The following is a 23340-nucleotide window of genomic DNA, read 5'->3' on the forward strand; positions in this document are numbered from 1 at the left end:
AGGTTGAAGGAATTTCAAGTCTTCACGGTGCGAAGCACCGTTTCGATCACAAACTGTTGCCAATGCACCATCGCATCTTGGTTCTCAAGCTTTTCTCCGAGAAAAGCAGAAAGAGTGAAGCGATTAGAGAGGTAGAAGTAGTTCAAGCCAGCGATCATGAGATAGACATCGCGCCCCAACAGGTCTTTGCGGAAGACCTTTTTCTGTGCACCGCTAGCCAACACCGATTCAAGGATCTGGATGGCTGGTGAAGAATATTCGCGGGCTCTCAACGATTTAGAGATGTGTTTTCCCCGATGAAGGTTCTCGTCGTTGAGGAGGGTGATGAACTCAGGGTTGCGCTGGTAGTAATCCCACATGAAACTCACCACCGCGACCAAGGCTTCTTCAGGCTTTTCAACATTAAGTTTGAGACGTGCTTCAGCGTCGTTGAACCGTCGGTACAGGTCTTCGAGCACGGCGATGTAGAGCCCCTCTTTGCTGCCAAAGTAGTAGTAGATCATCCGGTCGTGCGACTTGGCCGCTTTGGAGATCTGGTCGACGCGCGCGCCTGAAAACCCGTGTTTGGCAAAAATGCGAGTGGCCGCTCGCAATATGCTGTCCTGAGTTTCCTGAGCCGCCAGTTCACGTACGCCAGGCTTGCGCCCAGGGGCGGCAAGTTTGCGGGTGGGGCTACGCGTCGTGGTTGTGCTCATGGGCTAGGGGTGTTGCAGGGGGTGGATTTCAGGACTCAGCGAAAGCGCGCTCGATCACGAAGTCGCCCGGGCGTGAAGTATTGCCTTCGTTGAAGCCACGCGATTCTAGAAGATGCTTGAGATCCTTCAGCATGGCCGGGCTGCCACAAATCATTGCACGGTCGGTGGAGGGATTCAATGGTGGCAAGTCCAAGGCAGAGAAAAGTTTTCCGGATTCCATCAGGTCAGGTATTCGCCCCATGTTACGGAAACCCTCGCGCGTGACCGTTGGGTAGTACAGCAACTTACTGGCGATCATATCGCCCAGAAATTCGTGGTTTGGCAGATGGTCGAGGATGAGGTCATGGTAAGCCAATTCGTCGACCGTCCGCACGCCATGTACCAGGATGATTTGCTCGAATTTTTCGTAAGTTTCAGGATCGCGCACGATACTCATGAAAGGCGCGAGGCCAGTGCCAGTGGACAGCATGTAAAGGCGTTTGCCTGGTAACAAATAGTCTACAACCAGAGTGCCGGTCGGCTTGCGTCCGACGATGACGGTGTCGCCCACTTGGATGTGCTGCAGCCGGGAGGTGAGCGGGCCATCCTCGACCTTGATACTCAAGAATTCCAGATGGTCCTCGTAGTTTGGCGAGGCAATGCTGTAAGCGCGCAGCAGTGGCTTTTCATTGATACGCAAACCAATCATTGTGAAGTGGCCGTTGTTGAAGCGCAGGGATGTATCGCGGGTGGTGGTAAAGCTGAACAAACGGTCGGTCCAGTGATGAACGCTGATCACGCGTTCCTCGATGAATGCACTCATTGTGGGTTCCTTGGCTGAAGGATCAGTCTTTTAAGGTGGTTAATTTGTTTGTCCGGTCCTTCCACTCCTCTGCGTCAGGGAGCGGGAGGGTGCGCTTGGTGATGACGGGCCATCCTTGAGCGCGGTCCGCATTGATGGCGATGAAGTGGCGCTGGTCAATGGGGAGGTCTTCTTCTGCATAAATCGCGTTGACTGGGCACTCAGGGATGCAGACTGCACAGTCTATGCACTCGTCCGGATCGATCACCAAAAAACTCGGCCCTTCCTTGAAACAGTCCACCGGGCACACATCCACACAGTCGGTGTACTTGCAACGCACACAAGCATCAGTCACAACATGGGTCATACGAATTCCTGAAAAACGGGCCTGGCACTGCCTAAGTGTCCGCAAATATTGCGGAGGAGAAACTTGTTTAGGGTTTACTCCATAGACAGTAGGTGAAGGCTACATCAAAATTTCAGTTAATTGATGTAGGGTTTACTCCATGAAAGTTTAGTGAAGCCTACATTAAAGTCAAGTGAGGCTCAAGTCGAGCGTGCATTTTTGAGGCGAGTAAAAACATGGCCGAGCACACCAGAACAGATGGATTGCCAGGGATGGATGAGCCCCGAGTTCTCGAGCGCTCCCCCCCTCGCAGCGAGCGGATGGCTGATGCCAAGATCGAATGCAATGCGTGTCCCGTCTTATGTCAGATCACCAGTGGCCGCACAGGCGCTTGCGACCGTTATGCAAATCAAGATGGGGTGTTGATACGTGTTGATCCGGTAGTTTTGCTGCGAAAGTCAATGGACCAGCAGGGCGCAAAGCTCGTGCAGTTCACCGGGCGCCTGGTGCAAAACGGTGCGCCCGATGCGCAGGATGTGTCTGAGGTATCGGATTGGAATGCTGACTTGTTGCTCGCCGATGAGGTGTTCGTGACCGGTGTGGGGTCATCCACAACCTACCCCGACTACAAACCTGCGCCGTTTATTGTTGGCTCCAAGGCTCAGGGAGTGGACATGGTGACAGTGGTCACAGAGGGCATCTTTAGCTATTGCAGTTACAAGGTGAAGATCGACACAGATCGATATCTTGGCCCTGAACAATCCAATGTGCGGTGTAAAGGCGAGGTGGTCGGACACGTCACTACGGCTGAGTATGGTTCCCAGATGTTGTCGTTGGGCGGTGTGCATCACCTCACCGGTGGCAGTAAGAAAGAGGGCCGCATCACTGTGGACATGATGGCTGCTCTGGGCAATAAAAAAGCGGTAGAGCTGAGCATTGATGGCGGCGCTCAGATCGTGATCCAAGCCGGAAAGGCCCCCATTGTCAACGGGGTGGAAGAGCAGCGCATGCGAGTTGGCTGTGGTTCGGCCACCGTGGGTATTTTTGCTAAACAACTTTATGGCAAGGTTGATGAGGTGGTGGTGGTGGATGATCACATCACAGGTGTGTTGACCGAGCATCAAGCTGGTCGTTGTCTGGACATGCGCCCCTCTGGCATCGCCATGCGAGGGCGAAAGTCCACACCGGGACGCTACTTCCAGGTTGCCAATCCCGGCACCGCTTGGGGCGGTACGTCGATAGCAGATCCGCTAGAAGTCATCGAAGGGTGGGATGCCAAGGTTTCCTGGCCTGGTCTTCGTTTACTCATGACCTCGACCACAGGTGAACACGCGGCTTGGTACGTGTTGGATGAGCAGCTGGTGCCGCGGGAGCAGCCCATGCCCGAGGCTGTGCAGGCGGTAGTGGATCGCATCGGAGAAAACTGCGAGCCTTCTATGACCACGGTACTGTTCCTGGCAGGTGCGGGCGGAAGCTTGCGAGCTGGAGCCACCGAAAACCCGGTACTGCTTACCCGCAGCATCAAGGATGCGCTGGTCAATGTGACCTGCGGCGGTGCGCCAGCCTACGTCTGGCCTGGTGGTGGTATCACGGTGATGGTTGATGTGATGCGGATGCCCGACAACAGTTTTGGCACCGTACCTACGCCAGCTATCGTGGCACCTATTGAGTTCAGCATGCGTATGGACCACTATGCAGCGCTGGGTGGACACATAGATCAGGTGCGCAGCTTGGAGGACGTGCTGACGTCAGGAGCTTGGCACAACGACGGCGCACCAACGCGCCTTCATTGGCAGCAAATCGAATCCGTCAATCCTTGGCCTTTGGGCCAGAAACCGCAGCTGGGCTGAAAATGCAAGCGCAACATCGGTCACTCGGTGAAGGTCGGCTCCACTTCCAGCACGGTCCTATGGACATAGTTCTCGGCGCCAGTGGAGACTTTGCTGCTTTGCAGCAGGCTCATGCGCAAGCGTGGGAGCGTTTTCGTGGCCTTCTGCAGGAGCTGGTTGATGAGCTGCCTGGATTACAGGCCCCGGTGGATGGACTTTGCACGTTGCGCGGCACAGTGGCTCGCCGCATGTGGGCCGCTGCTGAGGTGCACAGGCCGGCTTTTGTTACGCCTATGGTGGCAGTGGCCGGTGCTGTGGCTCAGGAGCTGCTGCTTGCCTACGATCGCCCAGGAATTAACCGTGCTTGGGTCAACAACGGGGGTGACATCGCCCTACACCTTACGCCAGGCACGTCCTTTCGCATCGGTCTTTTAGCTCAAATTGAGCGTCAGGCGCAGTGGCACGATGCTGGCGGTTTGCAGATTGATGGCAAGTTTGATGTCACCCACGAGAGTGGGGTGCGTGGTGTCGCAACCAGCGGATGGCGCGGGCGAAGCTTCTCCCTTGGCATAGCAGACAGTGTGACGGTACTGGCTGCATCCTGCGCCGAAGCAGATGCAGCGGCCTCGCTTATCGCCAATGCGGTCAATGTAGACGTGTTGGGGATCAAGCGGATGCCGGCTAACCAGCTTAAGGACAACAGCGATCTTGGCAATATCCCCGTCACCGTAGATGTGCCACAACTCACGCCCAGCGAAGCATCCGAGGCGCTGCTTGCGGGACGTAAACACGCCATGGCATTACTAGAGGCTGGCCATATCCAAGCCTGTTTTATCACCTGCCAGGGCTGGACCGTGTCTACCCAAACCGGCGGCGCCGTGCCGCTGGCCCTCAACTCCTTAAAAAGGACAAGCGCCTCGGGCCAGTCGGCCTGCGTGCTGGAGCTTTAACCATGATCGAGATACGAAGAATTCACACCCATGTTGAAGACATATTTCACGAATTTGGTCCTGTCGCTGCGACGCCGCAGCGCCGTGGCTTCATTGCTGCGGTTTTGACCAATCCCTTTGCCGGCCGATACGTGGATGACATATTGCCCATGATGGAAGCGCTCAACTCCGTTGGCCCCCAGATGGCCCACCAATTACTCACGGCTATGGCGGTGCAGCGTGAGCAGATCGAGGGTTATGGCAAGGGTGCCATCGTGGGTGAAGCTGGCGAGCTCGAGCACGGTGCGCTGTGGCACGTGCCCGGTGGATATGCCATGCGTGAATTGTTGGGCTGGGACGGCGACCGCGTCGCCTACATGGCGGGCAAAGGCCAAGATAAGACAGGACAGCCTGGTAACGCTATATCGATTGTGCCGTCCACCAAAAAAGTGGGCCCACCCGGTTGCACCCTTGACATACCTCTGACCCACATCAACGCCAGCTACGTTCGCAGCCACTTCGATGCCATAGAAGCGCGCGTGCCGGGAGCCCCATTTCCGGACGAAGTTGTGTTCCTGCTGGCCATGTCTACAGGACCTCGCGTGCACGCTCGTGTGGGAGGGCTCAAGGCTGCCGATATTGCCAAATGGGACGGTCTGCGCTGAAGCGGGGCCAAGATTAATTGCATCAAATAAGGAATGCCATGACAACCAAGATCAGAAAACTTCTTGTCCAGGTGGACGAAATCCGCATCGAAATGGGCCAGGCCGTGAATCCGCCTACTCGCCGTGCAGTGGCGATGGCCGTGATCGAAAACCCTTACGCGGGTCGATACGAGCAGAACCTGGACGCGCTGATCACCATCGGCGAAGAACTAGGTGCATTGCTGGGCGAGAAGTGTGTGCAAGCGCTGGGTATCACACCGGGTCAGGCTCAGAGTTACGGCAAGGCAGCCATTGTGGGTGAGGCGGGTGAATTGGAGCATGCCGCCGCCATCCTGCACCCTAAGTTGGGCGCGCCGCTACGCATGGCAGTGGAAAAAGGTGCTGCATTGGTGCCATCCAGCAAGAAACGCGGTGGCATGGGTACAGCCATCGACGTGCCGCTGGGCCACAAGGACGCCGCATTTGTGCGCAGTCACTTTGACGCGATAGAAGCACGTGTGTGCGATGCGCCGCGCTCCAATGAAATTGTTGTTGCAGTAGCAGTCACCGACAGCGGGCGTCCTTTGCCGCGTATCGGTGGCCTTCAGGCCAGTGAGATCAAAGGCCTAGATGGTTTGAGGTGATGGGCTTCGGCCCGATGTAAGCGTGAAAGTACTTTAACCCCCTGAAAGGAATGACCATGTTCAAGTTAAATGTCCAGGCAAAAATCCGGCCGATGATCGCGGGCGCAGCTGGCCTGTTGGTCGCGGTGAGCGCACAGTCACAGAGCGTGTTGAAAATCGGTGAGGTCAATAGCTACAAGGCTCAACCTGCCTTTTTGGAGCCCTACAAAAAAGGCATGCAGCTGGCGGTTGACGAGGTGAATGCGACTGGCGGGGTGCTGGGCCGCAAAATCGAGCTGATCACCCGGGACGACAACGCTAACCCAGGTGATGCCGTGCGTGCAGCAGAGGAACTGTTGTCGCGTGAGCGTGTTGATGTGCTGACAGGCTCATTCCTTTCTCACATCGGCTTGGCTTTGACAGACTTCGCCAAGCAAAAAAAGGTGTTTTTCCTCGCTGGTGAACCGCTCACTGACAAAATCGTGTGGGAAAACGGCAACCGTTACACCTTCCGTCTGCGTACCTCCACCTACATGCAGGTGGCCATGCTCATGCCCGACGCGGCGGCTATGAAGAAAAAGCGCTGGGCCATCGTTTATCCTAACTACGAATACGGCCAGTCGGCCGCCGCCAGCTTCAAGAAGCTGCTCAAGGCTGCGCAGCCTGATGTGGAATTTGTCGCGGAGCAGGCACCTCCTTTGGGCAAGGTAGATGCTGGCAGCGTCGTGCAAGCTTTGGCCGATGCCAAGCCCGACGCCATTTTCAACGTACTTTTTGGTGCTGACTTGGCCAAGTTTGTGCGTGAGGGCAACACCCGCGGCCTGTTCAAGGGCAAGGACGTGGTCAGTCTTCTGACCGGCGAGCCAGAGTATCTCGACCCGCTCAAGGACGAAGCACCTGACGGCTGGCTTGTCACTGGGTACCCCTGGTACAGCATCAAGACGCCAGAGCATGAGGCCTTCCGCAGCTCGTACGAAGCCAAGTTCAAGGAATATCCGCGTCTGGGGTCTGTGGTCGGCTACTCGTCCATCAAGTCCATCGTAGAAGGTGTGAAGAAGGCGGGATCGACTGACACCGAAAAAATGATCACAGCCTTCCGAGGTCTGAATGTCGTGACTCCCTTCGGTCCCATCGTTTACCGCGCTGAAGATCATCAGTCCACCATGGGTGCATATGTGGGCCGCACCAAAAATGAAGGCGGCAAGGGCGTGATGGTCAATTCGCGATACATGGATGGTGCCAAGTTTTTACCTTCAGCCGCAGAAGTTAAGAAGATGCGTCCTGCGGACTGATATTAGGCACTTAACGAACGAGGCGCTGTATGTCTGAATTGTTGAACTCTGCAGAGGTGCTATGAACTTCTCAGGCTTAGTTGTCCAGTTGCTCAATGGACTGGCTGGCGCTTCGTCGCTGTTTCTGGTCGCGGCCGGGTTGTCACTTATTTTTGGTGTCACCCGGATCGTGAACTTCGCACACGGCTCCTTCTACATGGTGGGTGTTTATGTAGCCTACGTGCTGGTGGACAAACTGGAATGGCTGGGCTTCTGGTTCGCCGTGCCCATTGCAGCCATCACCGTGGGCCTGCTGGGGGTTATCGTGGAGATGACGCTGCTGCGGCGCATCTACCGCGCACCAGAATTGTTCCAATTGCTCGCTACCTTTGCCTTGGTCTTGGTCATCAAGGATGGCGTTTTGTGGCTGTTTGGCCCTGAGGAATTGCTTGGCCCGCGCGCTCCCGGCATGACCGGATCTGTAGAAATCCTCGGGCGTCAGTTCCCAACTTATGACCTGTTTCTAATTGTGGTCGGTCCCATCGTGCTGGGCCTCCTGTGGACACTTTTGACGCGCACTCGCTGGGGTACCTTGGTACGCGCTGCTACCCAAGACCGCGAAATGGTGGGTGCCTTGGGCGTTAATCAGGCATGGCTGTTCACTGCGGTATTCGCCCTAGGTGCCATGCTGGCTGGGTTAGGCGGTGCGTTGCAATTGCCGCGCGAACCTGCAAACCTGGAGATGGATCTGCACATCATTGGCTCCGCCTTTGTAGTGGTGGTGGTCGGTGGTATGGGCTCCATAACTGGGGCCTTTATCGCCGCATTGCTGATCTCCGAGATTAAGGCCATCTGTATCTGGCTAGGTCTGATCGAGGTGTTTGGCATCGAAATTTCCTTCTCCAAGCTCACCTTGGTTGCCGAATTCGTGGTTATGGCGGTGGTGCTGGTTGTGCGGCCTTGGGGCCTGATGGGCAAGCAACAATCTGTTTCCCGTGTCATGGGCGAAGCAGAGATGCCCATACGACCTGCCGACAAGCTCTTCATGTCCGGCGTTGCGATGTTGACCTTGGTGCTGTTGGTTTTGCCTCAAGCCACCAGCGGATCGCCTTATGTGGTCGTGCTCGTGATCGATCTTCTGATCGCCGCACTGTTCGCCGCTAGTCTGCATTTCATCATGGGGCCTGCGGGGATGCATTCCTTTGGCCATGCCGCGTACTTCGGCCTAGGCGCCTACGCAGCAGCGCTAGTTGTGCGCAAGCTGGGCTTGTCCATGGAAATGGCCTTGGTGCTGGCACCTGTGGTGGCCGGGCTCGGAGCCATTATTGTGGGCTGGTTCAGTGTTCGGCTTTCGGGCGTATACCTGGCCATGCTGACGCTGGCCTTTGCTCAGATTGTTTGGGCCGGCGTGTACCAGTGGGACGCATTCACTGGCGGCAGCAATGGTTTGACCGGTGTATGGCCTGCTGAGTGGCTGTCCGACAAAACGGCTTATTACTACCTGACCTTGGTGCTGGTGGCAGTTTCATTGTGGGCTTTGCGACGCATGTTGTTCTCACCCTTTGGCTATGCGTTACGGGCGGGACGCGACTCTTTCCTGCGAGCCGATGCCATCGGAATGAACGTCAAAGCAATGCAGTGGATGGCCTTTGTGATCGCGGGCGCGTTTGCTGGTGTAGCCGGTGCGCTGTTCGCCTTTTCCAAGGGAAGTATTTCGCCGGAAGCGCTGAACGTTAGCCGCTCAGTGGATGGCCTGGTGATGGTCCTGTTAGGGGGCATCCAGACCCTTGCCGGACCTGTGGTGGGTGCGGTCAGCTATACCTGGCTACACGACGTTATGGCGCGTACTACCGAATATTGGCGTGCCTTGTTAGGCGCGGTGATCCTGATCTTGGTGCTCTTATTCCCACAAGGCATTGCTGGCTTCTTCCGGCAATTGCTGGACCTTCGCCGAGCAAAAACGGAGGTAACTCAATGAGTCTTCTTAAAGTCGAAAACCTGGGCAAGTCCTTTGGTGGAGTCAAGGCCGTTGACGGCATCAATTTCGAGCTAAAGGCCGGTGAATTGCTGGCCCTTATAGGCCCTAATGGCGCAGGGAAGTCCACTACTTTCAACATGGTCAACGGCCAGCTCAAAGCCGATCGTGGTTCCATACAATTTGCTGGAACTGAACTGGTGGGTTTACAGCCCCGCGAAATCTGGCGTTTGGGCGTAGGACGGACCTTCCAGATCGCCGCTACCTTCTCGTCACTGACGGTGGTAGAAAACGTTCAGATGGCCTTGTTGTCTCAAGACAGACGGCTCTTTTCCTTGTGGCCGGCGACGGCAAAACACCGCCGCAGTGATGCACTGGACTTGCTAGACATGGTGGGTATGGCTTCACAGGCCGACCGACCTTGTAGTGTGCTGGCCTACGGTGACGTCAAGCGGGTGGAGCTGGCAGTGGCGATGGCCAACAGCCCGAAGCTGTTGCTGATGGACGAGCCAACCGCTGGTATGGCACCCAAGGAACGTAACGAGCTGATGGCATTGACCAAGAAACTGGTGATTGAGCGCGGCTTGGCCGTGCTGTTCACCGAACACAGTATGGACGTGGTGTTCGCCTACGCCGACCGCATGGTGGTTCTGGCGCGGGGTCGTCTGATCGCCGAAGGACCGCCCCACGTGATCCGCGATCATCCGAAGGTGCAAGAGGTGTATTTCGGCTCGGGCAAGACTTTCGAGAAAGCCCGTGGCAGTGACAAAGCGAAACAGGAGCAAGCGGCATGACAGCCCCCCAAGTTATCAGCCCGGAAATACTGCTGGACGCTCACGGCCTAAAGGCTTGGTACGGCGCGGCGCAGATCCTGTATGACATCAACCTGCAAGTCGGACGTGGTGAAGTGGTGGCCCTCATGGGACGAAACGGTGCTGGCAAGTCCACCACACTCAAGACGCTCATGGGCCTGATGGACAAACGCAAGGGCACGGTTAGTTTCATGGGCCACGATGTGTCGGATGCGCAGCCACACCTGATCGCCTCGCTGGGGATGGGCTTTGTGCCGGAAGACCGAAGGGTATTCACCGACCTGACAGTGACCGAGAACCTCGAGGTGGGGCGCCAGCCAGCACGCCGTTGGCCCGATGGTCGGTCCGCACCCACATGGACGCCACAGGATCTGTACAAACTGTTTCCCAATCTTGGCGAAATGCCTGATCGTCCTGGTGGGAGCATGAGCGGTGGTGAGCAGCAGATGCTCACTGTGGCCCGCACGCTTATGGGAAACCCATTCCTAGTCTTGCTCGATGAGCCGTCGGAGGGTGTGGCGCCGGTCATTGTCGAGCAAATGGCCCAGATGATCCAGGAGCTCAAGAGCAAAGGTGTGAGCATTTTTCTTTCTGAGCAAAACCTTCACTTTGCCGAATTGGTGTCCGATCGAGCATACGTGCTTGAAAAAGGCCAAATCCGTTTTGAAGGCACGATCGCCGAGTTGTCCCGCGCTGAGGATATACGCCGCGCCTACCTCAGTGTCTGAGACACCTCACCCCCACGGAGCAAAAACCATGAGCAGGCCCCCGAACTCCGGCGAGTATCGCGTAACCGATCAAGTCGGCCACCTGTTGCGCCGGGCGTACCAGCGGCATACCGCTATTTTTCAGTCGGTGGTACCTGCCAGCAAGCTCAGTGCTGCTCAGTTTGTGGTTCTATGCGCTGTGCGTGACCACCAAAGCGCGACCATACGCGATATCGTGGACGCGACCGCTATGGACGAGCCGACCGTGCGTGGCATCGTCGAGCGCCTCAAGTGGACAGACCTTGTGCATGTAGCCCACGAGCCTGGGGACAAACGTCATGCCATCGTCACCCTGAGTGTGTTGGGTCAGTCTGCAGTCACCGACACACTGCCATACGCGCAACAGATTTCGGAGCTCACCTTTGGCGATCTGAACGCGAGCGAACGCCAGCAGTTAACCGATCTCTTGCGCCGCATAAGTGGTGCTGCCTGACGTCCGGCCATGGCCGCAATTCCTCAATTTACTCACCCCATTGAACTTTTGGTCAATGGCGCAAACCACCGGTTGACTGTGGGTGGCTCTGCCACCTTGTTGCAGGTCTTGCGAAACGATCTGGGTCTCAATGGCCCTAAATATGGCTGTGGTTTTGGCCAGTGTGGTGCCTGTACGGTGCATGTTGATGGTGTGGCTGCCCGCGCCTGTGTTATTCCCGCAGCCAAAGTTCAGGGACGGGACATCACCACCTTGGAGGGCTTAGGTGATCGACTGCGGCCGCATCTGGTGCAAAGCGCCTTCATTCAGGCCCAAGCAGCGCAGTGTGGTTATTGCTTGAACGGGATGATCATGACGACCGTCGCACTCTTGGCCCAAAACCCTCATCCTAGCCAGCAAGCCGTGCGTGATGCCCTCTCGGGCAATTTATGCCGTTGCGGTACCCACGTCGAGATCTTGGCAGCGGTTGAGCACGCCGTGGCCATGATGGCGAATACAACTTCCGACATGGCCCAGAGATGAACAGAAGCGAACGATTGAACCTGTTGCGCACGCGCAGCGACTTTCTGAGCGCTAGCGGTGTGCTGCTTATCACGCGCGAACCACCGCCACCGCCACCGTCTGCGCCAGGCCAGCCACCCATCGTTGCCGGCAACCCTGCCGAAGGCGTAGAAGTCCTTCTTTCGGTTTGGGACGACAACAGCGCACTCGCATTGCACGGCCACGTGGACCTGGGCACCGGCATAAAAACAGCACTGAGCCAGATCGTGGCCGAGGAACTCGACCTTGCCATGGAGCAAGTTGACATGGTGCTTGGCGACACCGGGCGAGCGCCAAATCAGGGCCCGACCATCGCCAGTGCTTCGATCCAGATTCACGCTGTGCCGTTGCGCAAAGCCGCCGCGCAGGCGCGTGCCTGGCTGCTAAATCAGGCCGCCCAGCATCTCGGCGTGGCGGTGGAAAACCTCACTGTCGGTAGTGGCGAAGTCCGGGCTGCGGGTGACAATGCCAAGGCCGTGCAATATGGCGAACTACTTCGCGGACGGCGCGTAGAGTTACGGCTCGACCTCGATACCCCGGTTAAGGCGGTGGCAGATTACCGTGTTGTGGGCCAGAGCCAGCCGCGTGTGGACATTCCTGCCAAGGCCTTTGGTGAGGCCGTGTTCGTGCACGATATGCGGGTTCCCGGCATGTTGCACGGGCGTGTGGTGCGCCCGCCCTACGCGGGCGCAGACCACGGTGATTTCATTGGTAACACGCTGGAATCGGTCGACGAAAACTCCATCGCCCACATTCCAGGTATCCGTGCAGTGGTAGTGATTCGCGACTTTGTGGGCATCGTCGCTGAACGCGAAGAGCAAGTTGAAGCAGCCTGTGCCAGCCTACAGGTGCGCTGGAAAGCTTGGCCCGGCATGGCGCCGCTTGACGACCTGGCACAGGCGCTGCGGGACAACCCAGCACGAAAGCGCCAGTTGGTGGATGAGGGCGATGTGGGAAAGGCGCTGTCCGCTGCCAGCCAAGTACTGGAGCGAAGTTACGTCTGGCCCTACCAAATGCACGCATCCATCGGACCGTCGTGTGCGGTTGCCGATTGGGCGGGCGAGAGTGGGGCGCCGGCGCTGCGGGTATACGCTGGTACCCAGAACCCCCATGCCTTAAGGGCTGACTTGTCCCGTCTGATGGGCGTAGCGGATGTATCAATCGATGTGGTCCGCATGGAAGCGGCCGGTTGTTATGGCCGCAACTGCGCTGACGATGTGGCAGCTGATGCGGCTCTGCTGTCGCGTGCGGTGTCAGCTCCTGTGCGCGTTCAGCTCACACGCGAACAGGAGCATTTGTGGGAGCCTAAGGGAGCAGCCCAGCTCATGGAAGTGCGTGGCGGCATCACTGCAGAAGGCGTTATCGCCGCCTACGATTTCCAAAGTGCCTACCCCTCGAATGCGTCCCCCACGCTGGCATTGTTGTTGACTCGCACGATTGAGCCGGTAGCAACGGCTTTCGAGATGGGTGACCGCACTGCAAGGCCGCCCTACGACATCGCCAATCTGCGTGTAACCATCAACGACATGCCGCCGATCTTGCGCGCCTCCTGGCTGCGAGGGGTGTCAGCCATGCCCAACTCGTTTGCGCATGAGTCCTATATTGACGAGCTGGCGGTGGCCGCTGGTATTGATCCGGTGGAATTTCGTCTGCGTTACCTCAAAGATCCGCGGGCCAGTGAACTGCTGGAGACCACGGCCAAGCGGGCTGGATGGATTGCCCACACAGAGCCACAGGGGCAGGGTGCCAGCGGTGACTGGCTGCATGGCCAGGGCGTAGCTTACGCACGTTATGTGCACAGTAAATGGCCCGGTTTCGGTGCCGCCTTGGCGGCCTGGGTGGCCGATGTGGACGTGAACCAGAAAACGGGAGAAGTGCACGTCAAACGGGTTGTGGTTGGCCACGATGCAGGACTCACCATCAATCCCGCCGGTGTCGAACATCAGATCCATGGCAATGTGCTGCAGACCACCAGCCGCGCGCTCAAGGAACAGGTACGCGTAGACCCAGATACAGGGGTCGTGGCCACTCGCGAGTGGGGCAGTTATCCCATCCTGAGCTTCCGTGAGGTCCCAGTGATCGAGGTCATGCAGATGCCCCGGGCCGACCAGCCACCTTTGGGTGCTGGCGAGTCGGCTTCGGTGCCGGGCACAGCTGCTATTGCCAACGCCATCTTCGATGCCACCGGCGTTCGGTTTCGTCAACCGCCATTCACCGCCGAGGCTGTGCGTGAGGCACTGAATCCGCAACGCCTGCCCTCGCCAGAACCCCCAGCACCTGCACCTTTGCCCGAGGTGCCGGCCAATGCCCCTTGGCCGCGCCGACGCAGCCGCTGGTTACAGGCTGGTGCTCTATTGGCTGGTGGTGTTGGCGTGCTCCTAGGTCTGGCTGGGTGGCGTTCGGCCATTGCTCCGGTAGCACCCAGCACGGCAGTGGTGTACACCGCAGAGACCATCGAAAAAGGTCGCCAGCTTGCAGCCCTGGGCAACTGCATGCACTGCCATACGGTGGATGCCCGTCAGCCCCTGGCCGGTGGGTTGGCCATGGAAACGCCGTTTGGTACTGTGCACAGCACGAACATCACACCCGACGTGGAAACAGGAATCGGTGCTTGGTCCTTTAGCGCCTTCCAACGCGCCATGCGCGAAGGTATCTCGCGCGATGGGCGTCACCTCTATCCGGCTTTCCCGTATACCTCTTTCACCCGGATGGGCGATGACGACCTCATGGCGCTCTACGCCTACCTGATGAACCAGCCAGCAGTGCGCGCCGATTTGCCCGCCACGCAGCTGAAGTTCCCTTTCAATGCTCGACCTCTGCTGGCCGGATGGAACGCCTTGTACCTGACGCCTGGCACGCTAAAGACCACGGAGACAACACGCTCAGCGTTATGGCAGCGCGGTGAGTACTTGGTCAACGGGGTCGGGCACTGTAGCGCCTGCCACACCGAGCGCAACGCTCTGGGGGCCGAAAAAGGTGGCATGGCCTTCCTGGGCGGTGCCATGGTCAAAGGCTGGGAGGCGCCCTCCTTGACTGCTCGCCAGCCAGGCCCAGTGCCCTGGACAGAGGAGGCCTTCTACAGTTATCTGCGTCATGGCCACAGCCCGGAGCACGGTATGGCGGGGGGGCCTATGGCTGATGTGGTGCGTAATCTGCAATTCGTGCCGGAGACGGACGTGCGCGCGATGGCCCACTATCTGTCGTCATTTGGGCAGCCCACCAACGCAGCACAAGCACAGCAGGCAGCTAGCCAGGCCGTGGCCGTTGCCGCCGCAGGCGCACCGCAGTTGCTAGGCTCAGCGCAGCGCATGTTCACGCAGGCTTGCGCTGCTTGCCACCATGATGGTGAAGGGCCACGTGTTCTAGGTGTCAATGTGCCGCTGGCACTCAACACTAACTTGCACAGCGCGCGGCCCGACAACCTGCTGCGCAGCATCCTCGAAGGTGTCCAGGACCCGGCCACGTCCGACATTGGCTTTATGCCGGCCTTCAAAGATGCCTTTGATGACCGCCAACTCGTGGAGTTGGCTGGCTATATGCGCCAGCGGTTTGCTCCCCAACAGCCACCCTGGACCGATCTGCCCCAAGCTGTCGCTCGCGCTCGGGCTGCTCAAACGCGCCCCTGATCATGATTGCGTAAAACCCAATGCACCTCAATCTCACTGATGGCGAATGCTTGCCCGAGAGCGGTTTACGCCAGCATCTGAACAGGCTCCGACAACTACGGCACCAAGTTAAAACGAGACGCCCAGCTAAGAACAGTCATGGTCAAGTAGTCCCACTGACATCGACTACCGCGTGCCTTTTTGAGGTCGCAAAGGCTCCAGCGATGCATCCCGAGGGCCGGGACGTTCCGCAGCGGAGATTTATCAACACAACATGTGCTCTTTGATAGCTGCTTGATGCAACTCACAATCCGCTAAAAAGCCAAGCTTAACAACGAACTATGACCTTTATCGACGATAAAACATCACGGGTGCTTATAGCGAATTCAGGGTGCGCAATCATCACGGTCATAGACCGCAATGGACCTGAAAGTGTCAGTCACGTCTCACCTGGAAAAGACTTTAATCCTCCTCAAGTAGCCTTCAACAGACAAAAAGTAATTGTCTACTTGTCTGCTTACCTTTGTTACGCGTCTGTCGTCAACTTGGTAGCCCACACTCTCAAAAACACCCTACTAACCTGACCGCTGATCCGTAAGCAGTCGTGATAACGATCAGGCGGCAGGATCACGGCCGAGCGCTTCTCATCCTGCGGCTTGTAAAAGTTGCCCGTGAAGGGGCCTCTCATTCGCAGTAGGACAGTTGAAAGATCAAGCGGATTTACAACGCGGCAGAAAACTGGTTGTACCGTGCGATGTACGCGCGCCTTTGAGCATCAAACTTGTTGAGCTTTTGCTTCAACTCAGACAAGTGATGTGTGATGAGGTCCAGCGGTGCCCCATCATTAACAGGGGCGGTGCTGAACAGCCCCGAGGCCGGGTTGTAAAAGCAGTTGTCCGTTTCTGACAGGAACACGCGGATCAATCCCGAGCCGGGTGCCAGCCGGACGTGATGCCCTAGTGAATTCAGCAAACGCGAACCTGCGCTTTGGATCTGGTGTTGCCGGTGCCATCCACACTGCGGCCGGGCCGGAACTTGAGCAGTACTGAACAACTTGAACTTGGCCGTCGCTCGCGGTTCAGTTCAACAGCTGAATGACTGCTATTGGCCAGACAGCGGTCACTGCACGGCAGAGCCTGACCGACCGCAACAGCTGCCTAGCTGACTTACACCATAAGAACTTCAAAATCAGCCTGCTTAAATCGCCACCAGCTGCTGAATGTTCTTTTCCTTCATCTCACTGCCCGGCCCCCTGGCAATCACCTCGCCCCGTTCCATGACCAAGTACTGGTCAGCCAGCTCTTGCGCAAAGTCGTAGTACTGCTCGCACAGCAGCACCGCCATGCGCTGGCCTTGCAGGCCCACGTCGGCCAGTTGACGGATCACGTGGCCGATGTCCTTGATGATGCTGGGCTGGATGCCTTCGGTGGGTTCGTCCAGAATCATCAAGCGCGGTTTGGCCGCCAGTGCGCGTGCAATGGCCAACTGCTGTTGCTGACCGCCTGACAAATCACCACCCCGGCGTTGCAGCATCAGCTTGAGGACCGGGAACAGCTCAAACAACTCGGGTGGAATGGGCGTGCCGCCCGGCTGGGTGGCCAGGCCCATGCGCAGGTTGTCTTCCACCGTGAGGCGGGCGAAGATTTCACGGCCTTGCGGCACATAACCCACGCCCGCTGCGGCGCGTTCGTAGGGCTTGGCGTTGCTCAATTCTTGGCCGCCCAGTGTCACGCTGCCGCTTTTGATCGGCACCAGCCCCATGAGTGATTTGAGCAAGGTGGTTTTTCCCACGCCGTTGCGCCCCAGCAGCACCGTGACCTGGCCTTGTGTGGCACTCAGGCTGACATCACGCAGGATGTGCGAGCCGCCGTAATACTGATGGATGTTTTTAACTTCAAGCATTTAAACCCTCTTTAACCCTCTGTTGAATGGTGCGCACCACTAAGCGGCAAGACGCAAGCAATAGAACACCGCGCTTGGCTCGCAGTGACGGCCAACTGGCTGTCATCGCGAGGGACGAAGCGATCCATGGACTGCTTCGTCGCTGCGCTCCTCGCAGTGACGGGAAGTTCCTGGCCACGGCCATCTCCCCTTTGACGTGCGCAAACTATCCATCAGCGTCCCAAATAAACTTCGATCACCCGCTCGTCGGCCTGCACCTGGTCGAGCGTGCCCTGGGCCAGCACCGCGCCATCGCACAGCACGGTGACGATGTCAGAGATGGTCCGTATGAAGCCCATGTCGTGCTCCACCACCATCAGCGAATGTTGGCCTTTGAGCGTGAGGAACAACTCGGCGGTGCGCTCGGTCTCAAAGTCGGTCATGCCCGCCACGGGTTCGTCCAACAGCAAGAGCTTGGGGTCTTGCATCAGCAGCATGCCGATCTCCAGCCACTGTTTTTGACCGTGGCTGAGCAAACCGGCCTGCTTGCTGACACTGTCGGCCAAATGGATGGTGTGCAGCACTTCGGCCAAGCAATCGCTTTGGCGAGAGTCCAGTTTGAAAAACATCGAGGCTTTGACACCCTTGTGGGTCTTGAGCGCGAGTTCGAGGTTTTCAAACACGGTCAGTTGTTCGAACACCGTCGGTTTTTGGAACTTGCGCCCAACGCCCAACTGCGCAATCTCCGGCTCGTTGTGGCGCAGCAAATCGATGGTGCTGCCAAAGAACACCGTGCCCTCATCAGGCCGGGTTTTGCCGGTGATGATGTCCATCATCGTGGTCTTGCCCGCACCGTTGGGGCCGATGATGCAGCGCAGCTCGCCGGGGGCGATGTCGAGCGACAGCTTGTTGATGGCTTTGAAACCGTCAAAACTCACGCTCACGTCGTCCAAGTACAGGATGCGGCCATGCGTCACATCGACTTCGCTGGCGTCTTGCACCACGCGGCCGTAACCTGCGCTGCGGCCACCGGACTCGGTGGACTCTGTGCGCAGCTGCGCGGACTTCGCTACACGCTCAGCGCCTTGTTGGAGCAGATCGGGCGTCATGCGGTACCGCCTTTCTTGTTGCGCAATTTGGCCCACAAGCCGATCACGCCGTTCGGCAAATACAGCGTCACCCCAATGAACAACGCGCCCAAAAAGTACAACCAAAACTCAGGCGCGGTCACCGTGAGCCAACTCTTGGCCCCGTTCACCAAAAATGCACCCACGATGGGGCCGATCAAGGTGCCGCGCCCGCCCACAGCGGCCCACACCGCGATCTCGATCGAGTTGGCCGCACTCATTTCACCGGGGTTGATGATGCCCACCTGCGGCACATACAAAGCGCCCGCAATGGCGCACATCACCGCCGAGATGACCCAGATGCTCAGCTTGTAAGGCAGCGGCGAGTAACCCGAAAACATAACCCGCGTTTCGGCATCGCGAATCGCCATCAACACCCGGCCGTACTTGCTGCCCACCAACCAGCGCGAGAACAGGTAAAAACCCAGCAGCGCCAAACCGGTCATCACAAACAGCACCATGCGCATGCCGGGCGTGGCGATCGGCAGGTCCAGGATGCGTTTGAAATCAGTGAAGCCGTTGTTGCCACCAAAGCCGGTTTCGTTGCGAAAGAACAAGAGCATCGCCGCATAGGTCATGGCCTGCGTGATGATGGAAAAGTACACCCCTTTGATGCGAGAACGGAACGCGAAGTAGCCGAAGACAAAGGCGATCAAGCCCGGCACCAGCACCACCAACAACAGAGTCGCCACAAAACTGTCCGATAAGGCCCAATGCCAAGGCAGCTCTTTCCAGTCCAGGAAGACCATGAAATCCGGCAGCTCGCTTTTGTAATTGCCGTCTTGCCCGATCTGGCGCATGAGGTACATGCCCATGACGTAGCCGCCCAAGGCGAAAAACAGACCGTGGCCCAGTGACAAAATACCGGTGTAGCCCCAGATCAAATCCATGGCCAGAGCGCAAATGGCAAAACACATGATCTTGCCGACCAAGGACACCGCAAAGTCGCTCAGGTGCAAGGGGCTGCCCTCGGGCACCAGCAGGTTGAGCACCGGGGCCACCATGCCCACCACGATCAACGCCAGCCCAAAGACAATCCAGGCTTTGCGTCCGAGCACAGGCGCGGGTGTGGGGAATTCGAATGCGTTCATGTTCCTGCTCCAGTTCACGCCTCGGCGCTGCGACCCTTCATCGCGAAGATGCCTTGCGGGCGCTTCTGGATGAAGACGATGATGAACACCAGCACCGCAATTTTGGCCAGCACCGCACCGGTCCAGCCTTCGAGCAGCTTGTTGGCCAAGCCCAGGCCCAAAGCGGCGTACACCGTGCCCGCCAGTTGCCCCACGCCACCCAAAACCACCACCATGAACGAATCCACGATGTAGCTCTGGCCCAAGTCAGGGCCCACATTGCCCACTTGGCTCAGTGCGCAACCGGCCAGTCCTGCGATGCCCGATCCCAATGCAAATGCATAGGTGTCGATGCGGGCGGTGTTGACGCCCATGCACGAGGCCATGGGGCGGTTTTGCGTGACGCCGCGCACGAACAAACCCAACCGGGTTTTGCTGATCAAAAGTGCCACGCCGATCAGCACAGCGGCCGCAAATGCGATGATCAGCACGCGGTTCCAGGGCAGCTGCAAATTGGGCATCAACTGCAGCGATCCGCTCATCCACGACGGGTTTTCCACACCCACGTTTTGCGCGCCAAAAAGGCTGCGCACCCCTTGCATCAGCACCAAACTGATGCCCCAAGTGGCCAGCAAGGTTTCGAGCGGTCTGCCATACAGGTGCTGGATCACGGTGCGCTCCATGACTGCACCGACCAGCGCCGAAGTGAGGAAAGCGATTGGAATGGCCACCACAAGGTAGGCATCAAACGCCTGTGGCCAGTGCTCACGAAACAGGGCTTGCACCACAAATGTGGCGTAAGCGCCAATCATCATCAACTCGCCGTGCGCCATGTTGATGACGCCCATCAGGCCATAGGTGATGGCCAGACCCAGGGCCACCAGCAGCAAGATCGAGCCCAAGCTGGCCCCGGTGAACAAGGTGCCCAAGCGCTCACCCCAGCGCAAGCTGCCCTGCACGGCGGCCAAGGAGTTTTGAATTTGTTGCTTGACCGAAGGCTCCTGCTCTTGGGCCAGTTGTTGGTTGAGCAAGAGCAAGGTTTCGGGTTGTTGGCTGCCAGCCAATTCGCGGGCGGCCAGCAAGCGGTCATTGGGTGCTTCGCTGCTCAGGAGAGCGGCTGCGCGGGCTTGGCGCACCAGGCTTTGCACAGCGGCATCTTTTTCAGCGGCCAAGGCTTTTTCCAGCAAGGGGGCGCGGCTGGCATCGGGCTCTTTGAGCAGCGAGAGTGCAGCTTGTCTGCGCACCTTCACATCCGCACTGAACAACTTGAGAGCGGCCAGGGCCGTGTCGATCTCGCCCCGCAGGCGGTTGTTCAGCATCACCTCTTCGGCATCTGGCGGCACAGGCACGGTTTGCCCTGTGACGGGATCTGTGCCCTGACCATTGCGCACCACCAGAACCTGAGCGTTGGAGATTTTGACGACATCGTCGGCCAAGGCCTGTAAATAGGCCGCGGTTTTTTCATCACCTTGCGCCACGGCTTTGTTCAAAGCCGCGACCCGCGCATCGCTGTCGCCCACCGCAATGCCACGGGCATCGTCCACCGTCAAAGCGTGTGCCGTGGCCATGCCGCACAGCACGCTCGCTATCCACGCGCCTTTCATGATCCATCTGTTCATCGTGTTCATCTCTTCAAATCAAAAGGGGAGGGGCTGCGCCCTCCCCTTTTCTTTCATGGACGCAATCGAAGGATCACTTCTTGGCAGGTTCGTCAGGCTTTTTGTCGTTGCCGGGGATGTAAGGACTCCATGGCTTGGCTTTGACCGGGCCAGGCGTCTTCCACACCACATTGAACTGGCCGTCGGCCTTGATCTCGCCAATGAACACCGACTTGTGCAGGTGGTGATTTTTCTCATCCATCTTGCTGGTGATGCCGCTGGGCGCCTTGAAGGTCTGACCTGCCATCGCTGCGATCACTTTGTCGGTGTCGGTGGTCTTGGCTTTTTCAACCGCCTGCTTCCACATGTTGATGCCGATGTACGTCGCTTCCATCGGATCGTTGGTGAGTGGCTTGTCTTTGTGGCCTGCAATGTTTTTGGCCTTGGCATAAGCCGCCCACTTCTTGGTGAACTCGTCGTTGGCCGGGTTCTTGATGCTCATGAAGTAGTTCCATGCGGCCAAGTGGCCCACCAAAGGCTTGGTGTCCACGCCGCGCAACTCTTCTTCACCCACCGAGAAGGCCACCACGGGAACGTCTTTGGCTTTGAGGCCCGCGTTGCCCAGTTCCTTGTAGAACGGCACGTTGGAGTCGCCGTTGATGGTCGACACCACCGCGGTCTTGCCACCGGCAGAGAATTTCTTCACATCGGCCACGATGGTTTGATAATCGCTGTGACCAAACGGCGTGTATTTTTCATCGATGTCTTTGTCAGCCACGCCTTTGCTTTTGAGGTAAGCCCTCAAGATTTTGTTGGTGGTGCGGGGGTACACGTAATCGGTGCCCAGCAAGACCCAACGCTTGGCCCCGCCGCCTTCTTTGCTCATCAGGTAGTCCACCGCAGGAATCGCTTGCTGGTTGGGCGCCGCACCGGTGTAGAACACGTTTTTGCTCAGTTCTTCACCTTCGTACTGCACTGGGTAAAACAGCAAGCCATTCATTTCTTCGACCACCGGCAGCACCGATTTACGCGACACCGAAGTCCAGCAGCCGAAGATGACCGAAACTTTGTCCTGGCCCAACAGTTGTTTGGTTTTCTCGGCGAACAAAGGCCAGTTGGAGGCCGGGTCCACGATCACGGGCTCGAGTTTTTTGCCCAGCACACCGCCCTTGGCGTTGATCTCATCGATGGCCATGAGCACCGTGTCTTTGAGCACCGTCTCGGAAATCGCCATGGTGCCTGACAAGCTGTGCAGCACGCCGACTTTGATGGTGTTGCCCGCTTGCGCTTGGGCTTGGGTTGCAAAGCTCAGGCTGCCAGCCACAAGGGCGGCGGCGGACGCAAGGGCTTTGAGGTTGCCACGGCGGTTCATCATGAGATCACTCCAATCTGGAAAGTAAGTTGTTCAAGCACAGGCAGATTTGCTGCGCTGCACCAACGCTTGCAATCACCGTGCCAGCCCAAAACCAGGCCCGATGCACCAAGTGTTGGCATGGGTTCCCCATGGTGTTCGCCGGCTCCCTATATAGGGCACACTCTTTGCTTGTATTGACCCATTCGATGCACCAAACCCTTCACCACGCACCAATATGGAACTCACCCCCCGCGAAAAAGACAAGCTGCTGATCTTCACAGCCGGCCTTTTGGCCGAGCGCCGCAAGGCCCGAGGTCTCAAGCTCAATTACCCCGAAGCCATCGCACTGATCAGCGCGGCCGTGATGGAGGGCGCACGCGACGGCAAGACGGTGGCCCAACTCATGAGCGAAGGCCGCACCGTTTTGACGCGCGCCGACGTGATGGAGGGGATCGCCGACATGATCCCCGACATCCAGATAGAAGCCACCTTTCCAGACGGCACCAAATTGGTGACCGTGCACCAACCCATCGTCTGACCCCAATCCGGAGAACCTCATGAGAACAATCGCCTGCATGCTCACATCCGCCATGGCCACTGTCGCCGTGGCACACGAGGGTCACGGCTTGGGCCACAGCACCCATTGGCATGCCACCGACGCGCTCGGTTTTGTGATCGCAGCCGCCTTGGTGGCCTTGGCCGTTTACTTCGGCAAAAAGTGAGGCCCGCATGATCCCCGGTGAATTGTTGATTGACCCCGGCCAGCACGCCCTGAACGTGGGCCGGCGCACCTGCACGTTGGTGGTGCAAAACGCCAGCGACCGCCCCATTCAGGTGGGCTCGCACTACCACTTTGCCGAGACCAATGCGGGCCTGAGCTTTGACCGCGTGGCCGCACGCGGCATGCGCCTGAACATCGCCTCGGGCATGGCGGTGCGCTTTGAGCCAGGCCAGCAACGCACGGTGGAGCTGGTGGACTACGCAGGTGAGCGCCTGGTGTTCGGCTTTCGGGGGCTCACCCAAGGCCCACTCGACGCCAGCCCATCGAAAGGGGGATGAC

General features: G+C 58.1%; 23 protein-coding genes. 15 read left to right on the forward strand and 8 right to left on the reverse strand.

Annotated features, from left to right (window positions below):
* Positions 1 to 14: 14 nt before the first annotated feature.
* The 3 genes from LHAB_RS00445 to fdxA are packed head-to-tail and all read right to left on the reverse strand — an operon-like array spanning position 15 to position 1843.
* Positions 15 to 695, reverse strand: coding sequence for a TetR/AcrR family transcriptional regulator (locus LHAB_RS00445; RefSeq protein WP_090043425.1), 681 nt, complete (start codon positions 693 to 695; stop codon positions 15 to 17).
* 28 nt (positions 696 to 723) lie between these two features.
* Positions 724 to 1497, reverse strand: coding sequence for a ferredoxin--NADP reductase (locus tag LHAB_RS00450; RefSeq protein WP_090043426.1), 774 nt, complete (start codon positions 1495 to 1497; stop codon positions 724 to 726).
* 22 nt (positions 1498 to 1519) lie between these two features.
* Positions 1520 to 1843: a ferredoxin FdxA gene (fdxA, locus tag LHAB_RS00455; RefSeq protein ID WP_090043427.1), complete on the reverse strand. Its 324-nt coding sequence runs from the start codon at positions 1841 to 1843 to the stop codon at positions 1520 to 1522.
* Between the two features lie 215 nt (positions 1844 to 2058).
* On the opposite strand from fdxA, the gene LHAB_RS00460 reads away from it, so the two are divergent.
* The 12 genes from LHAB_RS00460 (at position 2059) to LHAB_RS14830 (ending at position 16299) form a co-directional block, all read left to right on the forward strand.
* Complete coding sequence (locus tag LHAB_RS00460) at positions 2059 to 3672, forward strand: 6-hydroxynicotinate reductase (RefSeq protein ID WP_090043428.1); 1614 nt, start codon at positions 2059 to 2061, stop codon at positions 3670 to 3672.
* Between the two features lie 2 nt (positions 3673 to 3674).
* Positions 3675 to 4601: a UPF0280 family protein gene (locus LHAB_RS00465; protein WP_090043429.1), complete on the forward strand. Its 927-nt coding sequence runs from the start codon at positions 3675 to 3677 to the stop codon at positions 4599 to 4601.
* Between the two features lie 2 nt (positions 4602 to 4603).
* The gene (locus LHAB_RS00470) at positions 4604 to 5245 is read left to right on the forward strand and encodes an amino acid synthesis family protein (RefSeq protein ID WP_090043430.1); all 642 of its coding nucleotides are present in this window, start codon (positions 4604 to 4606) and stop codon (positions 5243 to 5245) included.
* A 38-nt stretch (positions 5246 to 5283) separates the two neighbouring features.
* Positions 5284 to 5868, forward strand: a complete 585-nt coding sequence (locus LHAB_RS00475) for an amino acid synthesis family protein (RefSeq protein ID WP_090043431.1) — start codon at positions 5284 to 5286, stop codon at positions 5866 to 5868.
* Between the two features lie 92 nt (positions 5869 to 5960).
* Positions 5961 to 7139 carry an ABC transporter substrate-binding protein gene (locus LHAB_RS00480; protein WP_090043432.1) on the forward strand — a complete coding sequence of 393 codons (1179 nt, stop codon included), beginning with the start codon at positions 5961 to 5963 and terminating at the stop codon, positions 7137 to 7139.
* A 61-nt stretch (positions 7140 to 7200) separates the two neighbouring features.
* The gene (locus tag LHAB_RS00485) at positions 7201 to 9096 is read left to right on the forward strand and encodes an ABC transporter permease (RefSeq protein WP_090043433.1); all 1896 of its coding nucleotides are present in this window, start codon (positions 7201 to 7203) and stop codon (positions 9094 to 9096) included.
* Complete coding sequence (locus LHAB_RS00490) at positions 9093 to 9887, forward strand: ABC transporter ATP-binding protein (RefSeq protein WP_090043434.1); 795 nt, start codon at positions 9093 to 9095, stop codon at positions 9885 to 9887. The genes LHAB_RS00485 and LHAB_RS00490 overlap by 4 nt, the downstream gene beginning before the upstream one ends.
* Positions 9884 to 10633, forward strand: a complete 750-nt coding sequence (locus LHAB_RS00495; RefSeq protein WP_090043435.1) for an ABC transporter ATP-binding protein — start codon at positions 9884 to 9886, stop codon at positions 10631 to 10633. Before LHAB_RS00490 ends, LHAB_RS00495 begins: the two co-directional genes overlap by 4 nt.
* A 28-nt stretch (positions 10634 to 10661) precedes the next feature.
* Positions 10662 to 11105: a MarR family winged helix-turn-helix transcriptional regulator gene (locus tag LHAB_RS00500; protein WP_090043436.1), complete on the forward strand. Its 444-nt coding sequence runs from the start codon at positions 10662 to 10664 to the stop codon at positions 11103 to 11105.
* Positions 11106 to 11114: 9 nt separating this feature from the next.
* A complete protein-coding gene (locus LHAB_RS00505; RefSeq protein WP_090043437.1) occupies positions 11115 to 11627 on the forward strand; it encodes a (2Fe-2S)-binding protein in 513 nt (170 codons plus the stop codon).
* Entirely contained in the window at positions 11624 to 15271 is a 3648-nt protein-coding gene (locus LHAB_RS00510) for a molybdopterin cofactor-binding domain-containing protein (protein ID WP_090043438.1), read from the forward strand. The genes LHAB_RS00505 and LHAB_RS00510 overlap by 4 nt, the downstream gene beginning before the upstream one ends.
* 938 nt (positions 15272 to 16209) lie before the next feature.
* Positions 16210 to 16299, forward strand: coding sequence for a macro domain-containing protein (locus LHAB_RS14830; protein ID WP_369814097.1), 90 nt, complete (start codon positions 16210 to 16212; stop codon positions 16297 to 16299).
* 148 nt (positions 16300 to 16447) lie between these two features.
* Here the strand turns inward: LHAB_RS14830 and urtE are convergent, their stop codons facing one another.
* The 5 genes from urtE to urtA form a co-directional block, all read right to left on the reverse strand.
* Positions 16448 to 17152, reverse strand: a complete 705-nt coding sequence (gene urtE, locus LHAB_RS00525) for an urea ABC transporter ATP-binding subunit UrtE (protein WP_090043441.1) — start codon at positions 17150 to 17152, stop codon at positions 16448 to 16450.
* 212 nt (positions 17153 to 17364) lie between these two features.
* On the reverse strand, positions 17365 to 18240 hold the full coding sequence (gene urtD, locus LHAB_RS00530; protein WP_090043442.1) for an urea ABC transporter ATP-binding protein UrtD: 876 nt from the start codon (positions 18238 to 18240) through the stop codon (positions 17365 to 17367).
* A complete protein-coding gene (urtC, locus tag LHAB_RS00535; RefSeq protein WP_090043443.1) occupies positions 18237 to 19349 on the reverse strand; it encodes an urea ABC transporter permease subunit UrtC in 1113 nt (370 codons plus the stop codon). The genes urtD and urtC overlap by 4 nt, the downstream gene beginning before the upstream one ends.
* A 14-nt stretch (positions 19350 to 19363) precedes the next feature.
* Entirely contained in the window at positions 19364 to 20947 is a 1584-nt protein-coding gene (urtB, locus tag LHAB_RS00540; protein WP_090043444.1) for an urea ABC transporter permease subunit UrtB, read from the reverse strand.
* Between the two features lie 73 nt (positions 20948 to 21020).
* Entirely contained in the window at positions 21021 to 22298 is a 1278-nt protein-coding gene (gene urtA, locus LHAB_RS00545; RefSeq protein WP_090043820.1) for an urea ABC transporter substrate-binding protein, read from the reverse strand.
* A 217-nt stretch (positions 22299 to 22515) separates the two neighbouring features.
* Here urtA and ureA point away from each other — a divergent pair, with 217 nt between their 5' ends.
* The 3 genes from ureA to LHAB_RS00555 are packed head-to-tail and all read left to right on the forward strand — an operon-like array spanning position 22516 to position 23339.
* Positions 22516 to 22818 carry an urease subunit gamma gene (gene ureA / locus LHAB_RS00550; protein WP_090043445.1) on the forward strand — a complete coding sequence of 101 codons (303 nt, stop codon included), beginning with the start codon at positions 22516 to 22518 and terminating at the stop codon, positions 22816 to 22818.
* A 19-nt stretch (positions 22819 to 22837) separates the two neighbouring features.
* Positions 22838 to 23002: a hypothetical protein gene (locus LHAB_RS14565; RefSeq protein WP_194943033.1), complete on the forward strand. Its 165-nt coding sequence runs from the start codon at positions 22838 to 22840 to the stop codon at positions 23000 to 23002.
* A gap of 7 nt (positions 23003 to 23009) precedes the next feature.
* Positions 23010 to 23339, forward strand: a complete 330-nt coding sequence (locus LHAB_RS00555) for an urease subunit beta (protein ID WP_090043446.1) — start codon at positions 23010 to 23012, stop codon at positions 23337 to 23339.
* Position 23340 lies beyond the last annotated feature (1 nt).

Source organism: Limnohabitans sp. 2KL-27, from assembly GCF_001269345.1.
GTDB lineage: Bacteria > Pseudomonadota > Gammaproteobacteria > Burkholderiales > Burkholderiaceae_C > Limnohabitans_A.